Below are 24,553 nucleotides of genomic sequence, written 5' to 3' on the forward strand. Positions count from 1 at the left end.
ATGGCTTACCAGATCTGGCTCAAAGCCTGCAGCAGCAGGCGGCCGGCGATGAAGATGGCCAGCACGGCGAAGATGCGGCGGAGCCAGACGGTGCGGAGACGATGGGCGGTCTGCACGCCGAAGCGGGCGCTGATGGTGGCAGGCACGGCCAGCAGCAGCCCGTGCAGCACATCCACATGGCCCAGCGTGGGCATGCCGATCGGGGCAGCAGGTGAGGCGAGTGCATAGCTGAAAATCCCCACCAGCGAGATCAGCACGATCGTGGCGCTGGAGGTGCCGACCGCCCGGTGCATGGGAAGGCCCAGCAGCCGATGATAGAGGGGCACGAGGATGATGCCGCCACCCACGCCGGCCGCAGCAGCCACGGCGCCGGCCACCGTCCCGGCGCCCGCCAGCACAGGCCAGCGCAGACGAAAGGTGGTCGTGGTGCCCGGATTTTGCGCCTCACCGCGCAGCATACGCAGCGCGACCGCCAGCAGTACGAGTCCGAAGACCAGCCGGAAGGCCGTTCCGTTGTACCAGGGCTGGGTGGTGACGTAGCGCGTGGTGAGCGTAATGGCCAGCGCGCTGAACAGCCCGGCGCCGAGCGCCACGGCGGGGACGACGGCCTGTCGCCGGTACTGAAACCAGGCGCTGCTGAGCGAGGCCAGCAGCGTGCAGAACAGACTGGTACCCAGCGTCAACGGGGTGACCACCGACGCCGGGACGCCGACGGCCTGGAAGTAAAAGAAAAGTACAGGGGCAAAGACGATCCCGCCGCCGACGCCGATCAGGCCCGCCAGGAAGCCGCCCAGCAGCCCGATGCCCAGCAGAAGCAACAGGTAGGTGGGTTGCATCAGTTCGGGGACAGCAGGGCCGCGTAGGTCCGGGTGTCACGAAGCAGTTCGGCCGCCCGCTGCACGACCGGATCGTCGGCCAGCAGGTAGCGCGTGCGTTGCTCCGGCGAGAGGTAGCGGGCCAGCAGCTCCTGGCGAATCTGGCGACGCAACGCTTCGACTTCGCGCTCGAACGCTGCCTTTTTTGCCTGTGTCAGCGCGTCACGGACGTTCTGCAACGCCGCCAGTGCCTGCATGTAGTCGGCCGCTTCCAGTTGCGTCTGCAGCGAGGCCAGCGTGTGTTCGGCGGCGATCTGGTAGTCGAAGTTCCGGCTGTGCAGCCAGGCCCGGAATTCCTGCAGGATGCGATCGTCCACCCGGACGTCCGGCGTGGGCGGCTCCGGATGCCGGGCCACGTAGTAGTTGGCAAAGAAGAAGAAGGCAGCCTGGCGACGCAACGCGGCTTCGAGCGGACCGGGCTCCGGTGGTGCGACCACCACGTCGGGCTCGATGCCGTGGCCGTCGCGCACGACGCGGCCGTTGCGCGTGTAGTAGGTGCGCCGCAGCGAGTCGGGCACGAGCTGGCCATGGCCGTCGTGTCGGCTGTAGTCGATGGCCTGGATGCTACGGCCACTGGGCGTGTAGTAGGCGGCGGTGGTCAGCTTGAGCGCCGTGTTGTACGGAAGCGGACGGATGATCTGCACGAGCCCCTTGCCGTAGGTGTTCGTCCCGACGATCAGACCACGGTCCAGATCCTGGATGGCGCCGGCTACGATTTCACTGGCCGAAGCGCTGAACTCATTGACCAGCACCACCAGCGGCAGATCGGGATAGAGCGGCGCCGACTCGTTGCGATAGACCCGCGTGCGGTCCGGCGTGCGGCCCCGCGTCGAGACGATCGGCGCGCCCTGCGGCACGAACAGCCCGGCCACTTCGACGGCCGCCTCCAGCAGGCCGCCGGGGTTGTCCCGCAGGTCCAGCACCAGACCACGTAGCGGACCCGCCGCCTGAAGCTGTTCGATGGCCCGGCGCACCTCGTCGCCGGCGCCCAGCGCGAACCGTTCCAGCCGGATGTAGCCCAGTCCTTCCGTCGTGTCGTCGTTCAGAAAACCGACGTACGTGACGTTTTTGAGCTGGACCTCTTCGCGCGTCAGCACGAACTGGAGCGGCAGCGGCTCCCCTTCGCGCTCGACGGTCAGCGTGACCGTGGTGCCCGGCTGGCCGCGCAGCATCTGGCGCACCGTCTCCAGCGACAGGCCGTCGGTGGGCTGGCCGTCGATGTGCGTGATGATGTCGCCCGTGCGAATGCCCTGGCGATAACCCGCCGTTCCTTCGATGGGAGCCAGCACCGTGAGCCGGCCGTTGCGAATACCCACGTTCAGCCCGACGCCGCCGTAGCGACCGCGTGTCAGCAGTTCGATCTCACCCCGATCCGCCTCGTCGAAAAACGTGGTGTACGGGTCCAGTTCGGCCAGCATGGCATCGATTCCCTTGCGCATGAGGCGGCCGGGATCGATCGGATCGATGTAGTCGGTGACCAGCGTCTCGTAGAGTGCGCCGAAGATCCGGAAGTGCTTCTGCAGCGCAAAAAATGTGTCGCTACGAGGCGCAACAAACCCGATGCCCAGCCCCAGAAGCAGGACCAGCAGCAGGGGCGTCAGGTTGTGTCGCGGCGTCTTCATGGCGGTTCAGGGTCCGTACAGGGCACGGCGCAGTTCTTCTTCCCGGCGCCGGGTTACGATCGTCGCTATATGTATCGACAATTCATAAAGTAACAAAAGCGGAACGGCGACAAGCACCTGCGAAATCGGATCGGGCGGGGTAAACAGGGCACCCAGTACCAGGGCGATGATCAGCGCGTAGCGGCGGCCCTTGCGAAGCATATCGCCCGTGATCAGGCCCATTTTAGCCAGGAAGTACACGATTACCGGCAACTCGAACAGCAGGCCCACTCCGAAGGCCCATATCGTGACCATGTTGAAGTACTTCGTGATGTCGAACTGGTTGACGATCTGCTCGGAGATCGTGTAGTTGGCGAAGAACTGCAGGGCCAGGGGGGTGATGACCAGGTAGCCGAACAGCACGCCCAGGATGAAAAAGCCCGTGGCGAAGGCGGCGGCGAAGCGCATGCCCTGCTTTTCGTGCGGATACAGGCCGGGCTCGATGAACTTCCAGATCTGATAGATGAGCACGGGCGAGCCGATGATGACGCCCACGAACAGAATGGTACCGATGTGGGCAAAGAACTGGCCGGTGATCGTGCGGTTGAGCAGTTCCAGCGGCTTGGCGTCCAGGTGAAACACCCGGTACATGAAAAAGTCGGGGCGAGTGGGTCCCAGCAGAATGTTGTCGATGATCCACTTGCTGAAGAAACTGCAGAGGATCGTCGAGGCCAGCACACCCGCCAGCCCTTTGATCAGCCGCCAGCGCAGCTCCTCCAGATGATCCAGAAAGGACATTTCGGCCATGTCGGCCTCCGGTGCAGCCCCCGCGGGCGCACCGTCACCCTGAGCAGGGGGCAGGGGAGAAGTAGTGGCTGGCGATGAACTACGCGATCCGAACAGTTTCATGGCTTACTCCAGCACAGCGCGCAGCGGACCTACAGCGAGTCCGATGCGCTTCGGGGTCCGTCCCGCAGATTCAGGTCCAGCAGCGAATCGACCCAGAGCCCTTCGGCCTCCAGGCGACTCCGGCCGCTGCTCCAGGTGAAGTTGAACAGCGTCAGCACGCCGCACACCTCGAAGCCGTCGTTCCGCAGCAACGCCACGGCCCGGGCGGCACTGCGGCCGCTGTTCAGGATGTCGTCCACCAGTACGACGGGCTCCTCGCGGCTCAGCGGGCCTTCGACCAGCCGGTGGCGGCCGTAGGGCTTGCGCTGCTCGCGGATGAAGCCGCCCCGCAACTCCGGCGCACCGGGCGGGGGCGGCGCCGACAGGATGGCGCAGACCAGCGCGTAAGCGCCGAAGCCGAAGCCGGCAACCTGGCGGACGCCCCGCGCGCGCACCCGTTCGGCCAGCACCCGGCCGACTTCCCGGAACGTGTCGCCTTCCAGCATCGGGATCCGGGTGTCCAGCAGCCATCCGATAGGCTGGCCGCGCGGATCGGTGATGGGCTCCTGCTCACGACGCACCAGCGCCCGCGCGTAGAGCCGGCGTCCGAGATCGACCAGGTCGGCATAGGCCGACGGGCTCAGGGTACGCTCTGCCATGGCCGTGATGGAATCGGGGCCCTGCCGGGCCCGTCTCAAACCATTTGATCACGCTGAAAACCACAAACCGGCCGGCGCGTTCCTGCTCAGGCCACCACGAAGTCGTACAGCGGGAACTGGCGGCACAGGGCTTCCACTTCCTGACGAATGCGGCGACGCAGGGCCTCATCGCCGGGATGCGAGAGCACTTGATCGATCCAGTCCACCACCTGGCGAAACTCTTCCTCCTTGAAGCCGCGCGTGGTCATGGCCGGCGTGCCGATCCGGATGCCGCTGGTGACGAAGGGGCTCTTGTCGTCGTAGGGCACCATATTTTTGTTCACCGTGATGCCCGCCTCGCCCAGCAGCGCTTCGGCTTCCTTGCCGGTCAGACCCTTGTTGCGCAGGTCGATCAGCACCAGGTGGTTGTCGGTGCCGCCGGAGACCAGGTTGTAGCCGCGCTCCAGAAAAGCTTCGGCCATCGCCTTGGCGTTGCGCACCACCTGCCGGGCGTATTCCTTGAACTCCGGCTTGAGCGCCTCGCCGAAGGCCACCGCCTTTGCCGCGATCACGTGCATGAGCGGGCCGCCCTGCGTGCCGGGAAAGACGGCCGAGTCGAGCAGTTCGCTCATTTTTTTGATACGGCCGCTCTTGGGCGCCGTGATGCCGAAGGGGTTGTCGAAGTCGCGGCCGATCAGGATCATGCCGCCACGCGGCCCGCGCAGCGTCTTGTGCGTGGTGGTGGTGACGATGTGCGCATAGGGCATCGGATCGTTCAATACCCCTGCCGCGATCAGGCCGGCCGTGTGCGCCATGTCCATCCACAGCAGGGCGCCCACCTCGTCGGCGATCTCCCGAAAAGCCTTGTAGTCGAAGTCACGCGGGTAGGCGCTTGCGCCGATCGAGATCAGCTTGGGCCGGACTTTGCGCGCTTTGTCGCGCACCTTGTCCATGTCGATGCGGCCGGCCAGCGGACCGTCCTTTTCCACGCCGTAGTATTCGGCATGGTAGAGGATGCCCGAGAAGTTGACCGGGCTTCCGTGCGTCAGGTGGCCGCCGTGTGCCAGGTCGAGTCCCAGAAACGTGTCGCCGGGCTTGAGCGTGGCCAGGTACACGGCCGCGTTGGCCTGCGCGCCCGAGTGCGGTTGCACGTTGACCCATTCGCAGCGAAACAGCTTGCGCGCCCGCTCGCGAGCCAGCTCCTCGACGATGTCCACGTATTCGCAGCCGCCGTAGTAACGCTTACCGGGTAGCCCCTCGGCGTACTTGTTCGTCAGCGGCGAACCCATCGCCTCCAGCACGGCCCGCGAGACGAAGTTTTCCGAAGCGATCAGCTCCAGCCCGTTGTTCTGGCGCTCGACTTCCTTCTGAATGGCCTGAAAGACCTCCGGATCCTGAATTTCCAGTACCGACATGGCTTGTTTTGTTAAATCGTCCAGAGTGTCCTCCGGCAAAATACGAAAAAACACCGGGCCGGTTTGACAGGCGCTGTGCGAAAAGTTATGTCAGCGTACAGGGCGCTCGATCAGGAAGAACTGGCCGCCGATCCCCAGAAAGCGCCAGTAGTCCTTTTCGCCGTCGTCGCCGTCGGGATCGACCGTGTAGATGCTCCACAGGTAGTAGTTGTCGCGTCGGGCAGCCTTTCGGGCCAGCACGGCGGCCAGATCGGCGCCCGCGTCGGCAAAGGCCCGGCCGACGGCCGAGCTTCCCAGCTCCTGCTGCAGGTGCTCGGCCGCCCGATTCCGCACGTATTCCTCAAACGCCCGGGGCTTCGGGTTGTACAGGTACAGCACCCCGGCCACCGTCAGCAGCAACACCAGTCCGATCCGCATAGCCGCCTCCTCAGGTTGGTGGTTTGATTCGCGTCAGCGCATAGACCAGGATGTTCGTGCCCATGCGCAGGGCCGCCTCACGCTTTTCGGGGGGGTCACCGTGCACCGAGGGCGCCTCCCAGCCGTCGCTGATGTTCGTTTCGTAGGTGTAAAAGACGACCAGTTGTCCATTGTGGAACAGACCGAACCCCTGCGGCGGCTTGCCGTCGTGCTCGTGAATCTTGGGCAGGCCGTTGGGGAAATCAAAGTGGATGTGGTAGATGGGATGGCTGAAGGGCAGCTCGACAAATTCCTGCTCGGGAAAGACTTTCTTCATCTCGCGCCGGATGTAGGGATCGAGCCCGTAGTCGTCGTCGATGTAAAGAAAGCCGCCGTTTTCCAGATAGCGGCGGAGCCGTCGGGCCTCGTCGTCGGTGAGCACGATGTTGCCATGACCGGTCAGAAACAGGAAGGGGTAGCTGAAGATGCGATCACTGCTCAGTTCGACCACGTCGGCCTGCGGGGCCACGTCGATGTTCGTGTGCTCGCGCACAAAGCGCAGCAGGTTGGGTAGCGGCGAGACAGCCTGATACCAGTCGCCCCCGCCTCCGTACTTGACGGCCGCAATGCGGAACGTATAGTCCTCCTGTGCCCGAAGGGGCAGCGCCAGACCGAGCAGAAATCCCAGCAACAACAGCGTGCGCGTCATGGCATCTGTCAGGATTTGTGTTCACGGCACGAACGCGACGGCGCCGCCAAAGTTTGGGGCTGGACTTTTTGCGGCCGAACCACGATCTTTTCAGGGCGATCGCCTAACACCCTGTTTTTAAAGCAAAAATAGCGCCATGATGCGAAAACTGAGCGGTCTGCGCGCCCTTGGGGTGTTGCTGGGCGGCCTTGCGTTGATTTTCGTACCGATGCATTCGGCCGGAGATCGGACGCCTCTGGTGGCCACATTTTCCATCGTCGGGTACGATCCGGCCACGGGCGAACTGGGCGTGGCCGTGCAGTCGAAGTTTCCCAACGTACGGCCGATCGTACCGTGGGCGCGGGCGGGCGTCGGGGCCGTGGCCACGCAGAGCTACGCAGAGCTGGATTATGCGCTGAAAGGACTTGAACTTATGGCGAACGGCGCCACGGCCGAGGAGGCATTGCGCATCGTGCTTCGCCAGGATGAAGGGCGCCAGCTCCGACAGGTGGGGATCGTGGACGCGCACGGAAACGCGGCCAGCTGGACGGGCACCGAGTGCTTCCCGTGGGCCGGCGGACGTGTCGGCCAGCGCACGGGCGAACCGGCCGCCGCCACGCCCGGCCACGTGGTGACGGGCTACGGCTACACGGCCCAGGGCAACATCCTGGTCTCGGAAGAGACGGTGGTGGCCATGGCGCGGGCTTTCGAGGAAACGGAAGGACCGCTGGCCGAGCGCCTGCTGGCCGCCCTCAAGGCCGGCCAGGAAGCCGGTGGCGATCGGCGCGGACAGCAGAGCGCCGCGCTGCTTGTCGTGCGCGAAGGGGCCGGCTACGACGGCCTCGACAACTACATCGACATCTCCGTCTACGACCACCCCCGGCCCATCGACGAACTGATCCGGCTCTACGAACTGAACAAGCTGTACTTTACGCCCGGGCGACCTGAGGACCTGATCCCCGTCACGCCGGAAATCGCCCGGGAGCTCCAGCAGATCTGGAAGGATCGGGGCTTCTACGACGGCCCTATCAACGGCGTGGTCGATACCACCTTCCAGCGCATTCTGATCGATTTCATGGGGTGGGAGAACTACGACATGCGCATTCCGGCCGTCGAAGCCGTGGACCTGGCGGCCGGCGACACGCTCAAGATCGACCGCGTCATGCTGGAGCACATCCGGAAGGTCTACCGCGAGGGCCGCTGGGTGCCCCGTCGCCAGTAGGGCTTACCTGAGAAAGGCGAACAGAAGGGCGATGAGGGTGCCGATCTGACCGACCCAGAAGATGAACATCCACCGGATCAGGTCCGCCCGGACGCCCGCAATGCGTTCTCCCATCTTTGCCATTTCTGAGGTGATACGGTTGTCTACGGCCGCGATCTGCTGCTGGAGTTTGGCTACTTCTTCGGTGATGCGTTGATCCAGCCGTTTTTCCGTCTCGGCAATTAACAACTTCAGCCGAGACGTCTCCTCCGTGATCCGGCTATCCAGCTTTGCAATTTCTTCCGTAATCCGGTGATCCAGCTTCGCTGTCTCCTCTGTGATCCGATTGTCCAGCCGTTTGCCTTCCTCGGTCACCCGCCGTTCAAAACGTTCTTCCAGAATGCCCAGCAGGTTGTTGCGTTCGTGATGGGCCGCTTCGTTCAAAAGCGTGATGAGCGCCTCGACGCCGTCGTCGCCGAGTTTTTCGCGCAGAACTTTCGGTATGGTCAGAATCGCCATGCGTTCATGACGGCGTGGATTGCTTTTTCAAAAATTCGCGCTTTTCTTCGAAGGTTCCCAGTTTGCGGTGGACCGCTACAGCGAAAGCGCACGCAGCGACTGCTGGAGGATTTCGGCCGAGCGGCGCAGGCCTTCCAGTTCGTCCGGAGCCAGCTCGGGGAGCACCCGGCCTTCGATGCCCTGCAGGCCGATCACGCAGGGAATGCTCAGGCACACGTCCCGAATGCCGTACTCGCCGTTCAGACGCACGCTCACGGGCAGCACGCTTTTTTCGTCGTCCAGGATCGCCTCGACCAGGCGAGCGATGACCACGCCGATGGCCGTGTTCGTGTACCCCTTACGCTCGATGATGGCGTAGGCCGCGCGGCGGGCCTCCTCGAAGATCTGCTGCATGCGCTCCCGATCGAAGGGGCGTCCCAGCACGGTGCGATCCAGAATGCGCTGGCCGCCGATAGCCACCTGGCTCCAGATGGCCACCTCCGAGTCGCCGTGCTCGCCCAGAATGTAGGCATGGACCGAGCGCGGATCGACGCCGTAGTACTGGCCCAGCAGCGCCCGGAAGCGGGCCGTATCGAGCAGCGTGCCCGTCCCGATGATGTGCTCGGCGGGGCGCCGGCTGAGTTCCTGGGCCACGTAGGTGAGGATGTCCACCGGGTTGGTGGCCACGATCAGAATGGCATTTGGCGCGTGGCGGTCCAGCTCGCCGATGATTTCGCGGAAGACCTCGGCGTTGCGGTTGAGCAGGGCCAGGCGACTTTCGCCGGGGCGCTGCGCCACCCCTGCACTGATGATCACGATCTGGGCTTCTTTCAGATCGGCATAGGTGCCCGCCCGTACGGTCATGCTTCCCACGAGCGACTGGCCGTGCATCAGGTCCATTGCCTCGCCCTCGGCGCGGCGGGTGTCTTTGTCGATCAGGATCAACTCGCTGGCCAGTCCTTTGATGAACAGCGCATAGGCAGCGGCCACCCCGACGTGACCGGTACCGACAAGGCCGACAACGCGACGCTGCAGCATGGCAACAACAGGTTGCTTTTCGAAAGTCGTTCGCCTTCAAGTTACGGACGTGCCCTTTCGTCAATTGAAACGCTCCAGTTGAAGAACCGCTACCGTAAACAAAACCCCCGGCCTCACTGGAGACCGGGGGAATTCCCACGCGTCCGGCTTGCTGTCCTTACTGCACCTGCAGATTGGTGCCGTAGACGGCGTTGATGGCTGCGGCAGCCTCCTGCGCCACCAGCCGGTGGGCGGCTGAGCTCGGGTGCACGCCGTCCAGGCTGAAGTAGGGACCGAACGGCTCGCTGCTGTTCACGTTCGGAAAGATCGGAATCTGCCCCTGGTTTTTGAGTTCGAGCAGTTTGACGTTCGGATCCAGGTAGGCCCAGCCCAGCTGGTCGGCCTGCTGTCTGATAAAGTTGTTGTACTGCTCAACGGTCTGGACGATGGTGGCCGTCTCTTCGGGCGAGAGCATTCGCGGGTCGTTCACACAGTCGAGCGTAACGGCCTGGCCCTGCATGGCAGCGGCCAGCAGTTCGCCGAAGGCGTACGAGAAGGGCACCAGGGCTGTCGCCCCCGTGGTGGCGCAGTTGTCGGCCACGTCGAACGTAGGCGGAAAGGCGCCGGCCTGCTCGGCCTGCGCGTAGGCGATGCCCGGCGAGAGGTGCGGAATGACCGTCACGTTCGCCACGCCGATGAGCAGGCCGCCCTGCACGCCCATCGCCTGGAGCTCGTTCAGCATCTGCGTGTAGCGCTGCTGGAAGGTGTTGACCGGCGTGATAAGCGCCGGGTTACCGGCAATAGCCGCACCGAGTACGTCGTTGTTGCCGATCCAGACCGAAACGAAGGTCGGGCGCGCCTCGGCGGCAGCCTCGAGCTGGGTGCGGCCGCCCAGCAGAAGCAGGGTCAGTGTGTTGGCTGAAGTCCCCTCGCCCAGGTTGGTCAGCACGTCGATCACCTTGGCCCCGGGCACGGCCACGTTGTTGATGATGCGCGGCGGTGGCACCTGTCGGTAGGCGCAGAAGTCACCGGGCAGGCCGCCCAGACGCTCGCCCGTCAGGATGTTGACCAGCGGGGGCGGGCAGCCCGGATCCCGGAGCAGCGGCAGGTTGAAGGGCGTGCCCATCGCCTTTGCCAGCAATACAGGATAGGCCTGCTGCTGGAGCGTGGCGTTGATGCCGCCGGACTGGTAGCCGGCCGTGATGCTGTTGCCGATGGCCACATAGCGGGCGAACAGCGCGCCACCGGTGGGTTCGGGGGGCAGCAGCCCTTCGTCATGACAGCCGAGGGCGAGCAGCAGCAGGCCGAGCAGCCCCCAGCGCAGCGGTCGAAGCGTCATATGCCAGCGGTTGCGATTCATGGTGATGGTTTCCTGAATGGTCCGGGGTTAAAGCGAAACGCTGACGGTCACCGAAGCCACATGGGCGCGAATCTGGTAGAGACCGCTGTTGAGCGCCGGTGTGGGCTCGGTGCCCGGCGCGGGATCGACGACGCGGCCGCGCCGGTCGTCCTGCCGGACGTACTGGTAGGCCAGGTCCAGCATCACGCCGCGACCCAGTCGCCAGCCCGTGCCCAGCGTGACCAGGTTGCGGTTGGCATCGGGCAGCAGCGGCGTGACCGTCTTCGACGGCGCGGCGCCCTGAGCATGGGTGTAGCCCAGACGCACCTCCAGGATCGAACTGGCCTGAAAGAGCAGGCCGGTCCGGAGCGTGTGGGTGTTCCGGTAGTCCTGGATCCGTACGATCGGATCGCTTCCTTCCGGTTCAATCACAAGGCGTTCGAATTCGCCCCAGCCCGTCCACTGGTAGTCGAACAGGAGCGTCAGGTCCGGCGTGGCCTGCCAGCTGAAGCCGGCGGCGAACTGGGCCGGCATGGTGAGTTCGGTTTCCGCGTCAAGGTCGGCCAGCGGGCCCTGCGGTCCAAAAAGGCCCAGGCTGGCCAGCACCACGTCGAGCGGCGTACCGGCCGGGATCGTCTGGCCGCTCAGCTCGACCGTCGCCGGAATGATGATCCCGGTCGAAAGCGGGCTGAAGCGGATCGTGCCCGTGTAGTTCAGCTTGATGGCGCTCAGATAGCGGAGCCCGATCCGGAACTGCTCGGTCACCTGAAGGAGCATTCCGACGTGTCCGCCGAGGCCGTATGCCTCGTCGCTTTCCATCTTCACGTTGGCGAACGAGGTCCCGACCGGAATGCCCAGCGCGGCGAAGGGCACGCCGGGCAACGCTTCCTGCTGAGACAGATCGAGTTGTTGCCAGAGCGCGACGGTACTGACGGCCAGCACCGGTCCGGCGCCTACCATGACCCGGTCGGAGAACCGGTAGGCCAGCGTGGGCTGCAGGTAGGTGGTCTGCACGCGCGTCCGGTAGCTGACGAAGCTCCCTTCGAAGGTGCGCGGCCACCGGAGTTCCATTCCGTAGGGCATGTAGGCGCCGAAGCCCACGGACAGACCCGGCGCGGCCTGCACGGCCGCAAACAGGTGTGGCACCAGCACCGGGTGCTCTTCCAGGCGCGTTTCTTGCTCGGTGTAGTCGTCCGTGAAGCTGCCGTGGCTCAGATAGAGCGTGGCACCGGAGGCCACGGCCAGCCGGTTGACCAGCGCCAGCCCGGCCGGATTGAGCGCCACGGCCGAGCCGTCCGTACATGGCTGAGCCACGCCGGTGCCGCCGCGCCCGAGCGTGCAGGTGCCCGGCGGATTCAGCGAAAAGCCCTGTCCCAGCGCGGGCAGGCTCAGCAGCAGACTGCAGAGTCCGACGAGAAAACGCTTCCGAAGACGCGGAAGCACAGCCCCTGTTGCGATGCGCATGGTGCTTTCAGAGCAGGTGAACGTTTGTTTAGTGCTAACAATAAAAAATTCCTGCAAAGAATTCAAAGGGGAGAGGGCGAACGGTGCAATTTTATCCCCCATCGGTCGGGAGCCAAAAATCAACCGGGGCGTAGTGTGGCGTTTTTGAATACACAGACCATGCATTCCAACGGGCTCATGCGGATCGGTATCGTCTACGATCTGTTCGACGACTATCCCTGGGAGGTCGGCGAGCCGCCAGACGCCGACGCCGAAAACGAGCCGCCGGAGACGGTCGATGTGCTGGCGGCGGCCATCCGCAAACTGGGACACAGGCCCGTCCGGATCGGTACGGCTTACGATCTGCTGGTCGAACTACCGGATCTGCGGATCGACTGTGGCATCAGCATCGCCGAAGGGGCCCGTGGCCGCAACCGCGAAGCCTACGCGCCCATGCTGTTCGAAATGGCCGGGATCCCCTACATCGGCTCCGATCCGCTGACGCTCTCGCTCAGCCTCGACAAGGCCTGGACCAAAGATCTGGTCGCGGCCGCCGGGGTGCCCACGCCGCCGTACCGGACCTATGCCGGCCCCGAGGCCATCGATCCGCACGATCTGCCCGGGCCGTTTCCGTTGTTCGTGAAACCCCGGTACGAAGGCTCCTCGAAGGGGATCACGGCCGCCTCCAAGGTGCATTCGCTGGAGGCGCTGCGCGAGCAGGTGGCCCGGCTGACGGCGACCTACCGCCAGGAGGTGATTGTGGAGCCGTTCATCGAAGGGAGCGAGTTTACCGTGGCCGTCATCGGCAACAATCCGCCCGAACCGCTGCCGGTGCTGCAGCGGGCGGTGGAGGCCACCACGGGCATCGGGCTGCACGCGCTGGAGCATCGCGGCATGAAGCCGGCGGCCGCGCTCGAAGCGGCGCCCTACGTGCCGTTGACCGACGAGCTGGAGCGCTGCCTGCAACAACTGGCCGTGCGCGTCTACGAAAAGCTCCAGTGCCGCGACTTTGCCCGACTGGACTTCCGCGTCGATCGCGAGGGCAAACCGTGGTTTCTGGAGATCAATCCGCTCCCGACGTTTGCGCCCGACGGAACGTTTGCCATCCTTGCGGAATTGATGCAGCGGCCCTACGTGGACTTTCTGGCCGAGATCCTGCAACGCGGGCTCCGGCGTCTGGGCCTGGCCTGAAGACACGGCATCGAAACTGCGGGGACGATCACGTATGGCCTGTCCTCCTTTTGATTCCTCCCACCCCGAGTGGCGCGACTGGCGGTGGCAGATGCGCCATCGCATCCATACGGCCGAGGAACTGTCCCGTTGGATCCATCTCACCGACGAAGAGCGCCGGGCGATCGAAGCCACACGCGGCGTCTTTCGCTGGAACATCACGCCTTACTATGCCAGCCTGATGGATCCGGAGGATCCGAACTGTCCCGTCCGGCGCCAGGTGGTGCCCCGCCTGGAGGAGCTGGCGCCGGACCTGATCGGCGTGATGGATCCGCTCGAAGAGGTGGCCCACTCGCCCGTCAAGAACCTGATCCACAACTACCGGGACCGGGTGGCCTTCTGCGTCACCAGCGAATGCGCCATCTACTGCCGCTACTGCCTGCGCAAGCGCATGGTGGGCGATGCCACCTTCATGATGCGGAAGGCGGAGCTGCAGGCGGCCATCGACTACATTGCGGCGCATCCGGAAATCCGGGACGTGTTGCTGACGGGGGGCGATCCGCTGACGCTGAGCGAGACGCACCTGGCCTGGATTCTGGATCGGCTCCGGGCGATTCCCCACGTCGAGATCATCCGCATCGGCACCCGGATGCCGGTCAAGCTGCCCTATCGGATTACGCCCGAGCTGTGTCGCCTGCTGGAACGCTATCATCCGCTGTGGATCAACACGCATTTCAACCATCCGAAAGAACTGACGCCCGATGCCGCCGAGGCGATCGATCGCCTGCTACGCGCCGGGATTCCGGTGGGCAATCAGACCGTGCTGCTGCGCGGGATCAACGACGACGTCGCCACGATGAAGGCGCTCTGCGAGGGGCTGGTCCGCATGCGGGTGCGGCCTTACTACCTCTACCAGGCGCAGCTCATCGGCGGCACCGCCCACTTCCGCACGCCCATCGAAAAGGGCATGGCCATCATGCGGGCGCTGCAGGGACGCACGACGGGCTTTGCCATCCCGAAGTACGTGCTCGACACCCCTTACGGCAAGGTGCCGCTCGACGGTTCGTACGTGCGCGGACGGGCCGGCGACTACGTAATCGTCGAAACGCCGCGCGGGGTGCTCTGGGCCGAACCCAACCCGATTCCGCCGAACGAAGCGCTGCCGTTTCGTCTGCCCGAAATCCCCTGGCCGGATGCAGTCGATACGATCGACGTGGAGCAGCCGCTGCATACCGGGGCACATTGACCGTGGGGATTGGTAGAAATAAATTGCATAATTTGTAGCGACTGTTGTATTTTCCTTTATGTCGCCTTCAGAAGGGCGTGTAACGATGATTCGGGCAATGCTCTGGCTGCTTTCCATTGTCGAATTGCTGCTGGGATTTACGCTGTCCCAGCCGTGGCTCTACGTGGCCGGAGCGGCCCTGCTGCTGGTGTTGCTGGCGATTGCGCTGGTGGGCTGGCTGCGTCGCCGTCGTCGGAAACGCCCACCGGTGGTCATCCCGCCACCCCCTTCTTCGCCTGAAGAGGAACTGCAATCGCTGGGTATTCTGGAGATTCGTCCGCGGCCGCGAACCCGTCCCTCTGAAACACCCGCTGCCCCGACGACCTCGGAAGCCGCCGTTTCAGCGTCGGCCGAATCCGAGGCGGGGGTTTCTGAACCCCCGGAAACTGCGGCAAAGGCGCCGTCGGCGGAGGCGGCATCGCAATCCGAGCAGTCGGAGCCGCCGGTTTCCGAAGAGGTGCGCGATCCGGTGCTGACGCCCTGTCTGGACGCATTGCGGGCGGCTCTGGAGGCGCAGACCGTGGCGCTGCTGGTGCAGGAGGACGTCTCGCTCGAATACCGGGTGCTGGGAATCAGCAGCGAGATGGGCGGGGTGCCGCCCAGCTGGACATTCACGGCACCGGTGCCGCTGCTGGCGCCCAGCATGGTGGACCGGCCCGTCACGGTGCGAGAGGTTACCGGCGAGCTGTACGAAGCGCTCGGCTACTACACCAAGACACCGCCACGTGTGGCGGAGGTGGCGCTTTCGCCCATTCCCTTCACGCGGGAAGGCGCACTCTACTTCCTGGTGGCCGATGCGCCGGAGCCGGGACGGTTCGATCGGCTTTCGGCCTCGACGCTCCTGCTGGAGTTCGGGCGCCTGCTGGCTACCATCCTGGAACTCCAGCAGCCGCGCAAGGCGGCCAAAGCGCGGGCCTACCGTCCGCGCCGCGAGATCATTGCCGAGGAGATGAGCTGGGCGCGGAGTCGGGGCGAGCCGCTGGCGCTGGCCCTGGTGCACCTGAACCGGGCCGATGCGATTGCCGCCGAGGGACCGGTCGCGCTGGCGGCCGCCGAGCAGGCCCTGAAGGCGGCCATTCAGGAGAGCGCCCCGGACCAGCGTGTGGAACGGTTCGGCGAACTGACCTACGGCGTGTTTTACCGGGCGCCGGTGCCCGAGGTCGAGGCCTGGGCGGCCCGACTGCAGGCGCAGCTGGCCGAGGCCGGCGGCTGGCTCGAAGGTGGCGTGAGCATCGGCGTGGCCGTGCTGCAGGAGCGCCACCAGAGCCCCGAGCAGTTCCGGGCCGACGCCACCGAAGCGCTCCGCGAAGCCTACGAGACGGGCACCTGTACCATTCTGGAGTAGCGCATCATGGCGGATTCCGGTGTGTGGCTTTCCGGTTCGCCCTGGGGCAAGCCTGATCCGACAGAAAAACATCCATGTTCGGTCTGAAGTGGTCGGCCCGGCATTCGTCCGCCCTGCTGGCGAAACACCCCCCGCGTGAAAGCTTCTGGCGTCGCCTTTCGCCTCCGCAGTTGTTCGTCGGATCGTTTCTGCTGCTGATCCTGCTGGGCACGCTGGGTCTCAAAACGCTGCCTGGCCTCTATACCGGTGCGCCACTTTCGTGGCTGGATGCCCTGTTCACGGCTACCAGTGCTGTCTGCGTGACGGGGCTGATCGTGGTCGATACGGCCACGTACTTCACGGTCTGGGGCCAGGCCTTCATCCTGCTGCTTATTCAGCTCGGCGGGCTGGGCATCATCACGTTCACTACGGTGCTCATCGTGGCGCTGGGGCGGCGGCTGTCGCTGCGCCAGCAGGCGCTGGCCGCCAGTGCCGTCGAGGCCGCGCCGCACGTCGATTACCGGCAACTGGCCCGCGACGTGGTGCGCTTCACGTTTCTGATCGAAGCAGCGGGTGCGCTGCTGCTCTACCTGGGTTTCCTGCCCGAGCTGGGCTGGCGTGGCGCCTTCTGGCCGGCGGTTTTTCATGCGATCAGCGCGTTCTGCAACGCGGGCTTTTCGACGTTTTCCGATTCGCTCGTCGGCTTTCGTACGAATCCCGTCGTGCTGGTGGTCGTCATGGTGCTGATCGTGGTCGGGGGGGTGGGCTTTCTGACGCTCGAAGAGCTGTACCTGTGGCGGCGGTCGATCCGGGAGTGGCGGCGCTTCCGGCTGTCGCTGCACTCGCGCCTTGTGCTGACCACGACGGCCCTGCTGCTCGGCGTGGGGTGGGTGTTTTTCGTGTTCTTCGAGTGGAAGGCCACGCTGGCCGCGTTGCCCCTGCCGGCGAAACTGCTCAACGGTCTGTTCATGAGCGTGACGGCACGCACGGCCGGCTTCAACACGATCGACTATGGCGCGGCCACCGAGCAGACCAGTTTTCTGACCATTCTGCTGATGTTCGTAGGGGGCTCGCCGGGTTCGACGGCCGGTGGCATCAAGACGACCACGATTGCGCTGCTCGTGCTGCTGGCCATCTCCAGACTTCGGGGACAGGAGATCCCGAGCTGCTGGAGCCGCTCGGTGCCGCACGAGGTCGTGCAGCGGGCGGTCGGGCTGTTCGTGGTGGCCGTGGCCGTGCTCATGCTGGGCAGCTTCGTGCTGACGGCCACCGAGATCGAACACGGCGTGACGGCGCCGGGTGGCTTTCTGAAATACCTGTTCGAAGCCTACAGCGCCTTCGGAACGGTGGGGCTTTCCATGGGCGTGACGCCGTCGCTTTCGACGGCCGGGCGCTGGATCATCATCCTGCTGATGTTCATCGGGCGGGTGGGACCGCTGACGTTCGCCGCGGCGTTGACGATCCGGCGGCACCGCACGCCTCAGTTTCGGTACGCTTACGAAGACGTGGTGGTCGGATGAAACGCTTTGTCGTCATCGGACTCGGCAACTTCGGCGCCAGTGTGGCCGAGGCGCTCTACGCCGAGGGAAACGAGGTGCTGGCCATCGATCTGGACGAGCGGGCGGTCGATCGCATCGCCCCGCATGTGACGCGGGCGGTGGTCTGCGACGGCCGCGATCTGGAGACGCTCGAGCGGCTGGGCGTTCGTGAAGTGGACGTGGGCATTATCTCGACGGGCGACGACATCACGGCCAGCGTGCTCTCGACGCTCGTGCTGCGCGATCTGGGCGTCGGGGAGATCTACGTGAAGGTGATCTCGCGTGACCACGCCCGCGTGATGAACCGTCTGGGCGTGACCGAGACGATCTTTCCGGAGCGCGAGTCGGCGCTGAACCTGGCCAGCCGCCTTTCCGGCCGGGCACTGCTCAACTACTTCCGTATCGGAACGGGCTTCGGCATTCAGGAGATGGCTGTGCCCGACGAATGGGAGGGCAAGACGCTGCGCCAGCTCGAACTGCGCCAGCGCTACGGGTTGTCGGTCGTGGCCGTGCGCGATGTGCTCAGCGATCAGATTCACATTCCACCGGATCCCGACGTGCCGCTGCGCGACACCGACACGCTCTTCGTGGCCGGCAAGGAAGAAGACCTGGAGCGGGTGGCCCGCCTGAAATGAACACCTGCGCGATGGTCCGTCGCCTCAGCGTCTGTTTGCTGCTCGGCCTGCTGGCCGGAACGGTGCGGGCGCAATGCTTCGAGCTGCTGGGCGGCGGACCGGGCGGGCACACCTGGCGCCAGCTCGAAAGCGCGCATTTCCGCATCGTCTATCCGGCCCCGCTGGACTCGGTAGCCCTGCGGGTGGCCGCCATTGCCGAGGCGAGCCATGCGGCACTGGCGGCCTGGTTCGGGTTCGCGCTGCAGGGCAAGCCCCGGCTGTACCTTTCCGACGCCGACGACATCGCCAACGGCCTAGCCGTACCGCTGGGCGCGGGCTACAGTTGCATCTGGGTCTACGGGCACGACGTGGACGCCTGGACGGGCACCACGCCCTGGCTTGAGCGGGTGGTGCCGCACGAGCTGGCCCATCTGTTTCACTACCAGGCCGTGCGCACCCGGCCTGCGTGGCTGAACCTGCTGCTCGGACGGCCGCTGCCGCGCTTCTGGACCGAAGGGCTGGCCCAGTACACGACGGAAACCTGGGACGCCCAGCGGGGCGAGCGCTGGCTGCGCACGGCTGTACTGGACGACGCGCTCTCGTATGAGGACGGCCGCTCCCGCTGGAACGGTCGCCTGATGTACGCCGTGGGGCACGCCCAGACGCGCTGGCTGGCCTGGCAACAGGGCGATTCGACGCTGCGCCGCATCCTGACGCATCGCTCCCGACGGCTCGGCCTGCTGCCCGTCCATGATTTTTACACGGCGTTTCGCGACGTCACGGGCACTTCGTACCGCTCGTTCTACGAACGCTGGCGGCGGCACGTGAACGTGCTCTACAATACGATGGCCGCCCAGATGGAGACGCCCGACTCGCTCCGGGGCGATACGCTGGCGGTGCCTGTCGCTTACGTGGACGACCTGGCGCTGAGTCCCGACACGACGCACTGGGCCGTACTGGGCCTGCCGTCCATGGAACGCCCCGTGCGCACGCTCTACGTGGGGCGCCCGGGGCGCTGGCGCGCCGTGGCCGAGGGCGACATCCGTCCGCCCGTCGCCTGGAGTCCGGACGGCCGGTGGCTTGCCTTTGCCCGGCGGGAACGGGGTCCGAAGGGTGGGGTCGTGTACGACCTCTGGCTGGCATCGGCCGACGGGCGCACGCACCAGCAGCTTACCCGGGGCGCGCGGGCTTTCGCGCCGACGTTCGCGCCGGACGGCCGGCGTCTGGCCTTTGTGGCGGTCGCCGACGGCACCGCGCACCTGCAGGTGCTGGATCTTGAGGCGGGGACGGTTCGGTGGACGAAAGCCTTCCCGGCTTCGGTGCGGATCGGTACGGTGTGGTGGCGTCCCGACGGCCGGGCGCTCGTCTTGGATCGTTTTGTCGAGGGAAGACGCCGGGATCTGGTGCTGTGGTATCCCGAGACGGACAGCCTGGTTGTGCTGACCGACGGCCGACACGATGACCGGGGGCCGGTCTGGAGCCCCGAGGGGCGCCACCTGGCCTTCACGTCGTTGCGGGATGGCGTGCCGAACGTGTTCGTGCTGGACACGGCCTCGGGGAAGGTGGTGCGCGTTACACGGCTGGTGACCGGGGCGCGCGTGCTCGACTGGCTGCCGCCTTCGCCTGGCTTTCCGGAGGGGCGGCTGGCCGTGGTCGTCACGCTTTCGAAGTACGGCGAGGCGGTGCGGCTGGTGGACGCCCGGCGGCGGGCGGTAGAGCGGCCCGTCGAGGTGCCCGAGCCCTATCGGGCATGGATGGCGTACGTGGCCCCTTCGCGTCGGATGCTCGACACGCTGGCGGTGCGTTCGGTCCCGGTGTCGTCTCCGGAGCCCTATCGGTCGTGGGCCAACCTGACGCACGTGGCCTCGCTGGCGCTGCCCTACTACCTGGGGCCGATGGGTGCTGGCGTGGGAGGCTTCACGCTCTGGCTGGAGCCGCTCGGGTACCACGCGATCGCGGCGGGCGGAATGCTTTCGGCCACGCAACCCCGTTACAGCTTCGGGAGCGTGAGCTATCTGTCGCGGCGTGGTTGGGGAACGGTGGGCGGGGCCGTCTATCGGCTACCCGGTGCCGCGGTGCCCTACGATAACGGGACCCTCGTGGAGGTGCAGACGGGAGGGGAGCTGGTACTCGGACGAGCGTTCTCGGCTCCGCCGTATGGTCGGCAATGGGGGAGTCTGCGCCTGCGCTATCGGGATCGGCGGCCGCTCTGGCCGCGCCATCCTGAGCGATTGCGTGGACTGCTGCCGCCTCCGGCGTCCGGTCGGCAACTGGACGTGACGCTCAAGCTCCGTCTGGAACGACGGCGGCCCTATCGCTACAACGCCGTGCACCCGCTCGACGGCGAAGGCGTGCGCTTCCGGCTGCTGGGCGCCGTGCCCGTTCTCGGGGCCGATCTGCAGTTCGCGCGGCTGGACGTGGCCGCCTATCGCCTCTGGCCGGTGATGGGGCGGCACCGGCTGCTGACCTACGGGCGCCTGCAACTCCAACGTGGCCGTAGTCTGCCCCAGGACTACCTTGGCCTTTCTCGCACCGACGCGGTGCATCTGCTCCTGCCGGGCATCGAGCCCGAGGTATTTGCACCGGCCTTCCATGAGCGCGTGCGCGGCTACCGACGCCTGGCGGCCGGCCGCACCGTGCTGTTCGGGTCGGTCGAGTACCGCATGCCGCTGATGCCGGACCTGCAGACCCGGATTCTGGGGCTGGTGCGACTGGGCGCGACGGCACTGGCCGCCTTTGCCGACGGCGCGATCGTGCGCGAGGGGATGAACACGGAGCGACTGGGCACGGGCATCGAACTGAAAAATGCGCTGCACCTTGGACCGCTGGTGCTCACGCACGCGCTGGGATGGGCCCACCCGCTTCGCCCCGACGAGCCCGGCGCCCGCCGCGAGCTTTACTACCGCATCCGTGCCGCCGTGCCTTTCTGACGCCAACAAAAAAGGCGTCCACACCGGACGCCTTTCTGGATGCGAGATCGCGAAAAGCTCAGCCCACGTGAATCTGCAGCTCTTCGCGGCGGTGTTTCTGGCGGAGTTTGCGGAGCGCCTTTTCCTTGATCTGACGCACCCGCTCGCGCGTCAGGCCGAAACGCTGGCCGATTTCTTCCAGCGTGAGCGGATGCTCGCGGCCGATGCCGAAATACAGGCGGATGATTTCGGCCTCGCGCGGATGCAGCGTGGAAAGAGCCCGCTCGATGTCGATCTTGAGCGACTCCTCCATGAGCCCTTCGTCCGGCGAGGTGTCTTCCTCGTTGGGCAGGACGTCGAGCAGGCTGTTGTCGTCGTCGTCGGTGAAGGGCGCGTCCATTGAAAGGGCACGGCCCGTGTGCTGCAGCGCCTCGCGGATTTTTTCGACGTCGATGTTGAGCTCTTCGGCGAGCTCTTCGGCGCTGGGGGCGCGCTCATGTTCCTGCGCCAGCCGCGCGCTGACCTTGCGGATCTTGGAGATCGTGCCGATGCGGTTCAGCGGCAGGCGCACCACGCGGCTCTGCTCGGCCAGGGCTTGCAGGATGGCCTGGCGAATCCACCAGACCGCGTAGGAAATGAACTTGAAGCCGCGCGTCTCGTCGAAGCGCTGGGCCGCCTTGATCAGGCCGTAGTTGCCCTCGTTGATCAGGTCGGCCAGGCTCAGGCCCTGTCCCTGGTACTTCTTGGCGACGGAGACGACGAAGCGCAGGTTGGCACGGGTGAGCTTGTGCAACGCTTCTTCGTCGCCCTGCTTGATGCGCCGTGCCAGTTCGACCTCCTCCTCGGGCGTCAATAACGGGATTTTCCCGATCTCCTGGAGGTACTGATCCAGCATGCGTTGCTGGCGCGGGACGTACATAGCCCTTCTCCTGGGTTTGGTGACAGGTCTTTACGAGTGGCCGGTTGGTGGAAGGCTGTATGCATGACGGCAGGCACCCCTCCGTCCACACAGCAGCCCCTTCACGCAGGCGCCAACCGCTTGTTCCCAATCCATTGTGATCGGGTTATTTGCCTTTTGCAAAGCGCCTATCCTTATGCGGAAGAATCCGGCAAGGTTTCCGCCGAAGACGCAAAATTCGCACATTGCCCCAGAAGCGCATCGGCCAGATGCCGATCCGGCCGCATGCGCGGGATCTTGCTCTGGCCGCTGAGCCGCTTCCGATGCCGCCGCATCCATTCGAGGAAGGCGCCGGCGGGCAGTGCGACGATTTCCGGCCGGTCGAACGCCCGGGCCTCGCGACGAATCTGGTAGTGTCGGTTGATGCGTTGCAGGTGGGCGTCGATGGCCGCCGCAAAGGCCGACAGGTCGGCGGGCGGTTGCTCGAACTCGATCAGCCACTGGTGCGTCGGGAGCCGGTCGCGCGTGGCCGGGCGCGGAGCGATGTGGTAGTCGCGCACGCGGGCGCCGGTCTGTCGGCAGGCTTCTTCGAGGGCGGCGCGGGCTTCGTCGCCGAAAACGGCCTCGCCGTACAGATCGAGCATTTCGCCGGTGCGTCCGGCCACCACCAGCTTGGGCGGATCGGTCTGTGTAAAGCGCACCACGTCGCGCATGGCGTAGCTCCAGAGCCCGCTGCACGTGGTCACGTAGAGCGCGTAGCGCACGCCGGGCTCGACGGTCGCGATCGTGTGGCGGGGCGGATCGGGCCGGTGGCGTGCTTCCAGCGGGACGAATTCGTAGAAGATCCCGTTGTCCAGGTGCAGCAGCATGGCCGGATCGTCGAGCGTCGACTGAAAGGCAAAGAAGCCTTCCGAGGCGCCGTAGGTCTCGACGAAGTCCGGCGCGGGCTCGCCGATCAGTTCCTCCAGCAGCGTGCGGTAGGAGCTGAGCGCCACGCCGCCCGAAATGAACACCTGCAGGTTGGGCCAGACCTCGCGGACGGTCGCCACCGGACGGCCCCGTTGCCGGCTCGCTTCTTCGAGCAGCAGTTTGAAAAGGACCAGCCCCCAGGTGGGCGCCATGACCACCAGGCGGATGTCCTGCTGCACGGTGTGCCGGGCGATGGCCCGCAACTTTTCTTCCCAGTTGGGCAGCATCAGCACCCGGTCGGGCACGGCCTGGTAGCACAGGCGCACGTACCATGGCGCATAGCGCGCCACCAGTCCGCTGATCTCGCCAGCCCAGGTGCCCGGATGGCGCGGGTCTTCGTCGGCGCGGCCCGGCAGCGTCAGATGACGTCCTTTGAGGAAGTCCGGGCGGCCGGACTGCAGCAGGTAGTTCAGGCCCACCTCGATGCTGAAGCGACGATCGGCCCGGAGCATTTCGCGGCTGACGGGGGTGAGCGTGCCCTCGGAGGCGGTGCCGCTGGAGACGGCAAAGTGACGGATGCGTCCCGGCCAGCAGATGTCCGCTTCGCCGCGCCGCATGCGGGCCACATCGTCCCGAAAGTCGTCGTAGGTATGCAGCGGCACGCGTGCCTGATAGGCGCGGACCACGTCGCGGGCGCGGGCCAGTTCGGCAAAGCCGTAACGCCGTCCCCATTCGGTGTGAGCGGCCCGCTCGAGCAGGCGGCGCAGCAGTCGGGCCTGCGTGCCCGCCGGATCCTGCAGGAAACGACGGTGACGGCGTAGCAGCAGGCGAGGTAGAAGGCGGGCCAGCGACATGGGGCGCTTCCGGTCGGAACGTCCGGCGGACTTTTCGCGAAAAAAATCGCGCGAGGCGCGCTACGCCGTACTATATTCCGTGTTCCCCGAACGCTGAGGCGACATGTGGCAACCTGAAGCCTTCGATACGAACCGATTCGTGCTGAACTGCCGGGGGCGGCTGCTGGACTGTCGGCCCGGCCTGCCCGGCGGGGCGCATGTGATGGGCATTCTGAACGTGACGCCCGACTCGTTCTGGGACGGCGGCCGGTATCAGACGGTGGATGCCGCCCTGAAACGGGTGGAAACCATGCTCGAAGAAGGGGCGGCGATCATCGATGTGGGGGGTGAATCGACACGGCCGCGCGGGCGCGCCTACGGCCGGGGTGCCGAGCCGGTCTCGCCCGACGAAGAGCGGCGGCGCGTGCTTCCGGTGATCGAGGCGATCGCGCAGCGTTTTCCCGAGGCGATCATTTCGGTCGATACTTACAAGCCCGAGGTGGCGCGTGATGCGCTGGAAGCCGGTGCGCACCTGATCAACGATCAGACCGGGCTTCGGCTCTATCCGGAGATGGCCGAGGTGGCCGCCCGCTACGGCGCGCCGCTTGTGCTCATGCACTCGGTGGGGCGTCCGGGCGAGATGCCGCACGAGTTGCACTACGACGACGTGGTGGCCGAAGTTCGGCAATCGCTGGCCGCGTCGATTGCCCGAGCCCACGCCGCCGGCGTGCGTCAGGTGGTGCTCGATCCGGGCTTTGGCTTCGGCAAGACGGCGGCCGAAAACCTGCAGTTGATCAACAACGTCGATGTGCTCCTGAGTCTGGGCTATCCTGTGCTGGTGGGCGTCTCCCGCAAAAGCACGATCGGTCAGGTGCTGGGCACGCCCGAGCGGCCTGTCCCGCCCGAGGGGCGGCTCTACGGGACGCTGGGTGTGACGGCTGTGGCCGTGCTGCGCGGGGCCACGCTGGTGCGGGCGCACGACGTCCGGTCCACCGTCGAAATGCTGCGGCTGCTGGCGGCCACGCTGGCGCAACCGCGTACTGAACTGCACGCCGTCTGAAAACCTGCACACGC

Annotated in this window: 21 protein-coding genes; 8 read left to right on the forward strand and 13 right to left on the reverse strand. The window is 65.7% G+C overall.

Annotation, left to right across the window (positions count from 1 at the left end):
- Positions 1 to 5 precede the first annotated feature (5 nt).
- The 7 genes from GYH26_RS00610 to GYH26_RS00640 all read right to left on the reverse strand — a co-directional run bounded on the left by GYH26_RS00610 (position 6) and on the right by GYH26_RS00640 (position 6,522).
- Positions 6 to 836, reverse strand: coding sequence for a sulfite exporter TauE/SafE family protein (locus GYH26_RS00610; RefSeq protein WP_161540063.1), 831 nt, complete (start codon positions 834 to 836; stop codon positions 6 to 8).
- A complete protein-coding gene (locus GYH26_RS00615; RefSeq protein WP_161540064.1) occupies positions 836 to 2,497 on the reverse strand; it encodes a S41 family peptidase in 1,662 nt (553 codons plus the stop codon). Before GYH26_RS00615 ends, GYH26_RS00610 begins: the two co-directional genes overlap by 1 nt.
- Before the next feature lie 6 nt (positions 2,498 to 2,503).
- Positions 2,504 to 3,283: a twin-arginine translocase subunit TatC gene (gene tatC / locus GYH26_RS00620; protein ID WP_043760399.1), complete on the reverse strand. Its 780-nt coding sequence runs from the start codon at positions 3,281 to 3,283 to the stop codon at positions 2,504 to 2,506.
- 131 nt (positions 3,284 to 3,414) lie between these two features.
- Positions 3,415 to 4,023: an orotate phosphoribosyltransferase gene (locus GYH26_RS00625; RefSeq protein ID WP_014065851.1), complete on the reverse strand. Its 609-nt coding sequence runs from the start codon at positions 4,021 to 4,023 to the stop codon at positions 3,415 to 3,417.
- Positions 4,024 to 4,109: 86 nt separating this feature from the next.
- Entirely contained in the window at positions 4,110 to 5,417 is a 1,308-nt protein-coding gene (gene glyA, locus GYH26_RS00630; protein ID WP_161540065.1) for a serine hydroxymethyltransferase, read from the reverse strand.
- A 90-nt stretch (positions 5,418 to 5,507) separates the two neighbouring features.
- Complete coding sequence (locus tag GYH26_RS00635; RefSeq protein WP_012842648.1) at positions 5,508 to 5,834, reverse strand: DUF4359 domain-containing protein; 327 nt, start codon at positions 5,832 to 5,834, stop codon at positions 5,508 to 5,510.
- A 10-nt stretch (positions 5,835 to 5,844) separates the two neighbouring features.
- The gene (locus tag GYH26_RS00640; RefSeq protein ID WP_054686054.1) at positions 5,845 to 6,522 is read right to left on the reverse strand and encodes a DUF4159 domain-containing protein; all 678 of its coding nucleotides are present in this window, start codon (positions 6,520 to 6,522) and stop codon (positions 5,845 to 5,847) included.
- Positions 6,523 to 6,658: 136 nt separating this feature from the next.
- On the opposite strand from GYH26_RS00640, the gene GYH26_RS00645 reads away from it, so the two are divergent.
- Positions 6,659 to 7,723, forward strand: a complete 1,065-nt coding sequence (locus tag GYH26_RS00645; protein WP_161540066.1) for a DUF1028 domain-containing protein — start codon at positions 6,659 to 6,661, stop codon at positions 7,721 to 7,723.
- A 3-nt stretch (positions 7,724 to 7,726) separates the two neighbouring features.
- Here the strand turns inward: GYH26_RS00645 and GYH26_RS00650 are convergent, their stop codons facing one another.
- The 4 genes from GYH26_RS00650 to GYH26_RS00665 all read right to left on the reverse strand — a co-directional run bounded on the left by GYH26_RS00650 (position 7,727) and on the right by GYH26_RS00665 (position 12,020).
- Positions 7,727 to 8,221, reverse strand: a complete 495-nt coding sequence (locus GYH26_RS00650) for an LA_3696 family protein (protein ID WP_161540067.1) — start codon at positions 8,219 to 8,221, stop codon at positions 7,727 to 7,729.
- A gap of 75 nt (positions 8,222 to 8,296) precedes the next feature.
- Entirely contained in the window at positions 8,297 to 9,238 is a 942-nt protein-coding gene (locus GYH26_RS00655) for an L-lactate dehydrogenase (protein WP_161540068.1), read from the reverse strand.
- Between the two features lie 157 nt (positions 9,239 to 9,395).
- Positions 9,396 to 10,577 carry an SGNH/GDSL hydrolase family protein gene (locus GYH26_RS00660; protein ID WP_161540069.1) on the reverse strand — a complete coding sequence of 394 codons (1,182 nt, stop codon included), beginning with the start codon at positions 10,575 to 10,577 and terminating at the stop codon, positions 9,396 to 9,398.
- Positions 10,578 to 10,604: 27 nt separating this feature from the next.
- Positions 10,605 to 12,020, reverse strand: coding sequence for an OmpP1/FadL family transporter (locus tag GYH26_RS00665; protein ID WP_161540070.1), 1,416 nt, complete (start codon positions 12,018 to 12,020; stop codon positions 10,605 to 10,607).
- 177 nt (positions 12,021 to 12,197) lie between these two features.
- Here GYH26_RS00665 and GYH26_RS00670 point away from each other — a divergent pair, with 177 nt between their 5' ends.
- From GYH26_RS00670 to GYH26_RS00695, 6 genes are all read left to right on the forward strand, one after another.
- The gene (locus tag GYH26_RS00670) at positions 12,198 to 13,190 is read left to right on the forward strand and encodes a D-alanine--D-alanine ligase family protein (protein WP_231465967.1); all 993 of its coding nucleotides are present in this window, start codon (positions 12,198 to 12,200) and stop codon (positions 13,188 to 13,190) included.
- 34 nt (positions 13,191 to 13,224) lie between these two features.
- The gene (locus GYH26_RS00675) at positions 13,225 to 14,415 is read left to right on the forward strand and encodes a KamA family radical SAM protein (RefSeq protein WP_014065860.1); all 1,191 of its coding nucleotides are present in this window, start codon (positions 13,225 to 13,227) and stop codon (positions 14,413 to 14,415) included.
- A gap of 85 nt (positions 14,416 to 14,500) precedes the next feature.
- Positions 14,501 to 15,799 (forward strand): hypothetical protein, encoded by a 1,299-nt coding sequence (locus GYH26_RS00680; RefSeq protein ID WP_242006506.1) that lies wholly within the window; start codon positions 14,501 to 14,503, stop codon positions 15,797 to 15,799.
- 74 nt (positions 15,800 to 15,873) lie between these two features.
- On the forward strand, positions 15,874 to 17,298 hold the full coding sequence (locus tag GYH26_RS00685) for a TrkH family potassium uptake protein (protein WP_014065862.1): 1,425 nt from the start codon (positions 15,874 to 15,876) through the stop codon (positions 17,296 to 17,298).
- Positions 17,295 to 17,951, forward strand: coding sequence for a potassium channel family protein (locus GYH26_RS00690; RefSeq protein WP_012842659.1), 657 nt, complete (start codon positions 17,295 to 17,297; stop codon positions 17,949 to 17,951). The genes GYH26_RS00685 and GYH26_RS00690 overlap by 4 nt, the downstream gene beginning before the upstream one ends.
- An 11-nt stretch (positions 17,952 to 17,962) precedes the next feature.
- Positions 17,963 to 20,860 (forward strand): hypothetical protein, encoded by a 2,898-nt coding sequence (locus GYH26_RS00695; RefSeq protein WP_242006508.1) that lies wholly within the window; start codon positions 17,963 to 17,965, stop codon positions 20,858 to 20,860.
- A gap of 58 nt (positions 20,861 to 20,918) precedes the next feature.
- On the opposite strand, the gene GYH26_RS00700 is transcribed toward GYH26_RS00695, so the two are convergent.
- Both GYH26_RS00700 and GYH26_RS00705 read right to left on the reverse strand, forming a co-directional pair.
- Positions 20,919 to 21,758 (reverse strand): sigma-70 family RNA polymerase sigma factor, encoded by an 840-nt coding sequence (locus GYH26_RS00700; RefSeq protein ID WP_012842663.1) that lies wholly within the window; start codon positions 21,756 to 21,758, stop codon positions 20,919 to 20,921.
- Between the two features lie 173 nt (positions 21,759 to 21,931).
- Complete coding sequence (locus tag GYH26_RS00705; RefSeq protein ID WP_161540073.1) at positions 21,932 to 23,500, reverse strand: GH3 family domain-containing protein; 1,569 nt, start codon at positions 23,498 to 23,500, stop codon at positions 21,932 to 21,934.
- 103 nt (positions 23,501 to 23,603) lie between these two features.
- On the opposite strand from GYH26_RS00705, the gene folP reads away from it, so the two are divergent.
- Positions 23,604 to 24,539, forward strand: a complete 936-nt coding sequence (folP, locus tag GYH26_RS00710) for a dihydropteroate synthase (RefSeq protein ID WP_161540074.1) — start codon at positions 23,604 to 23,606, stop codon at positions 24,537 to 24,539.
- Positions 24,540 to 24,553: the final 14 nt, after the last annotated feature.

Origin of the sequence: Rhodothermus marinus (assembly GCF_009936275.1) — a bacterium.
In the GTDB taxonomy this organism is placed as follows: Bacteria; Bacteroidota; Rhodothermia; order Rhodothermales; family Rhodothermaceae; genus Rhodothermus; species Rhodothermus marinus_A.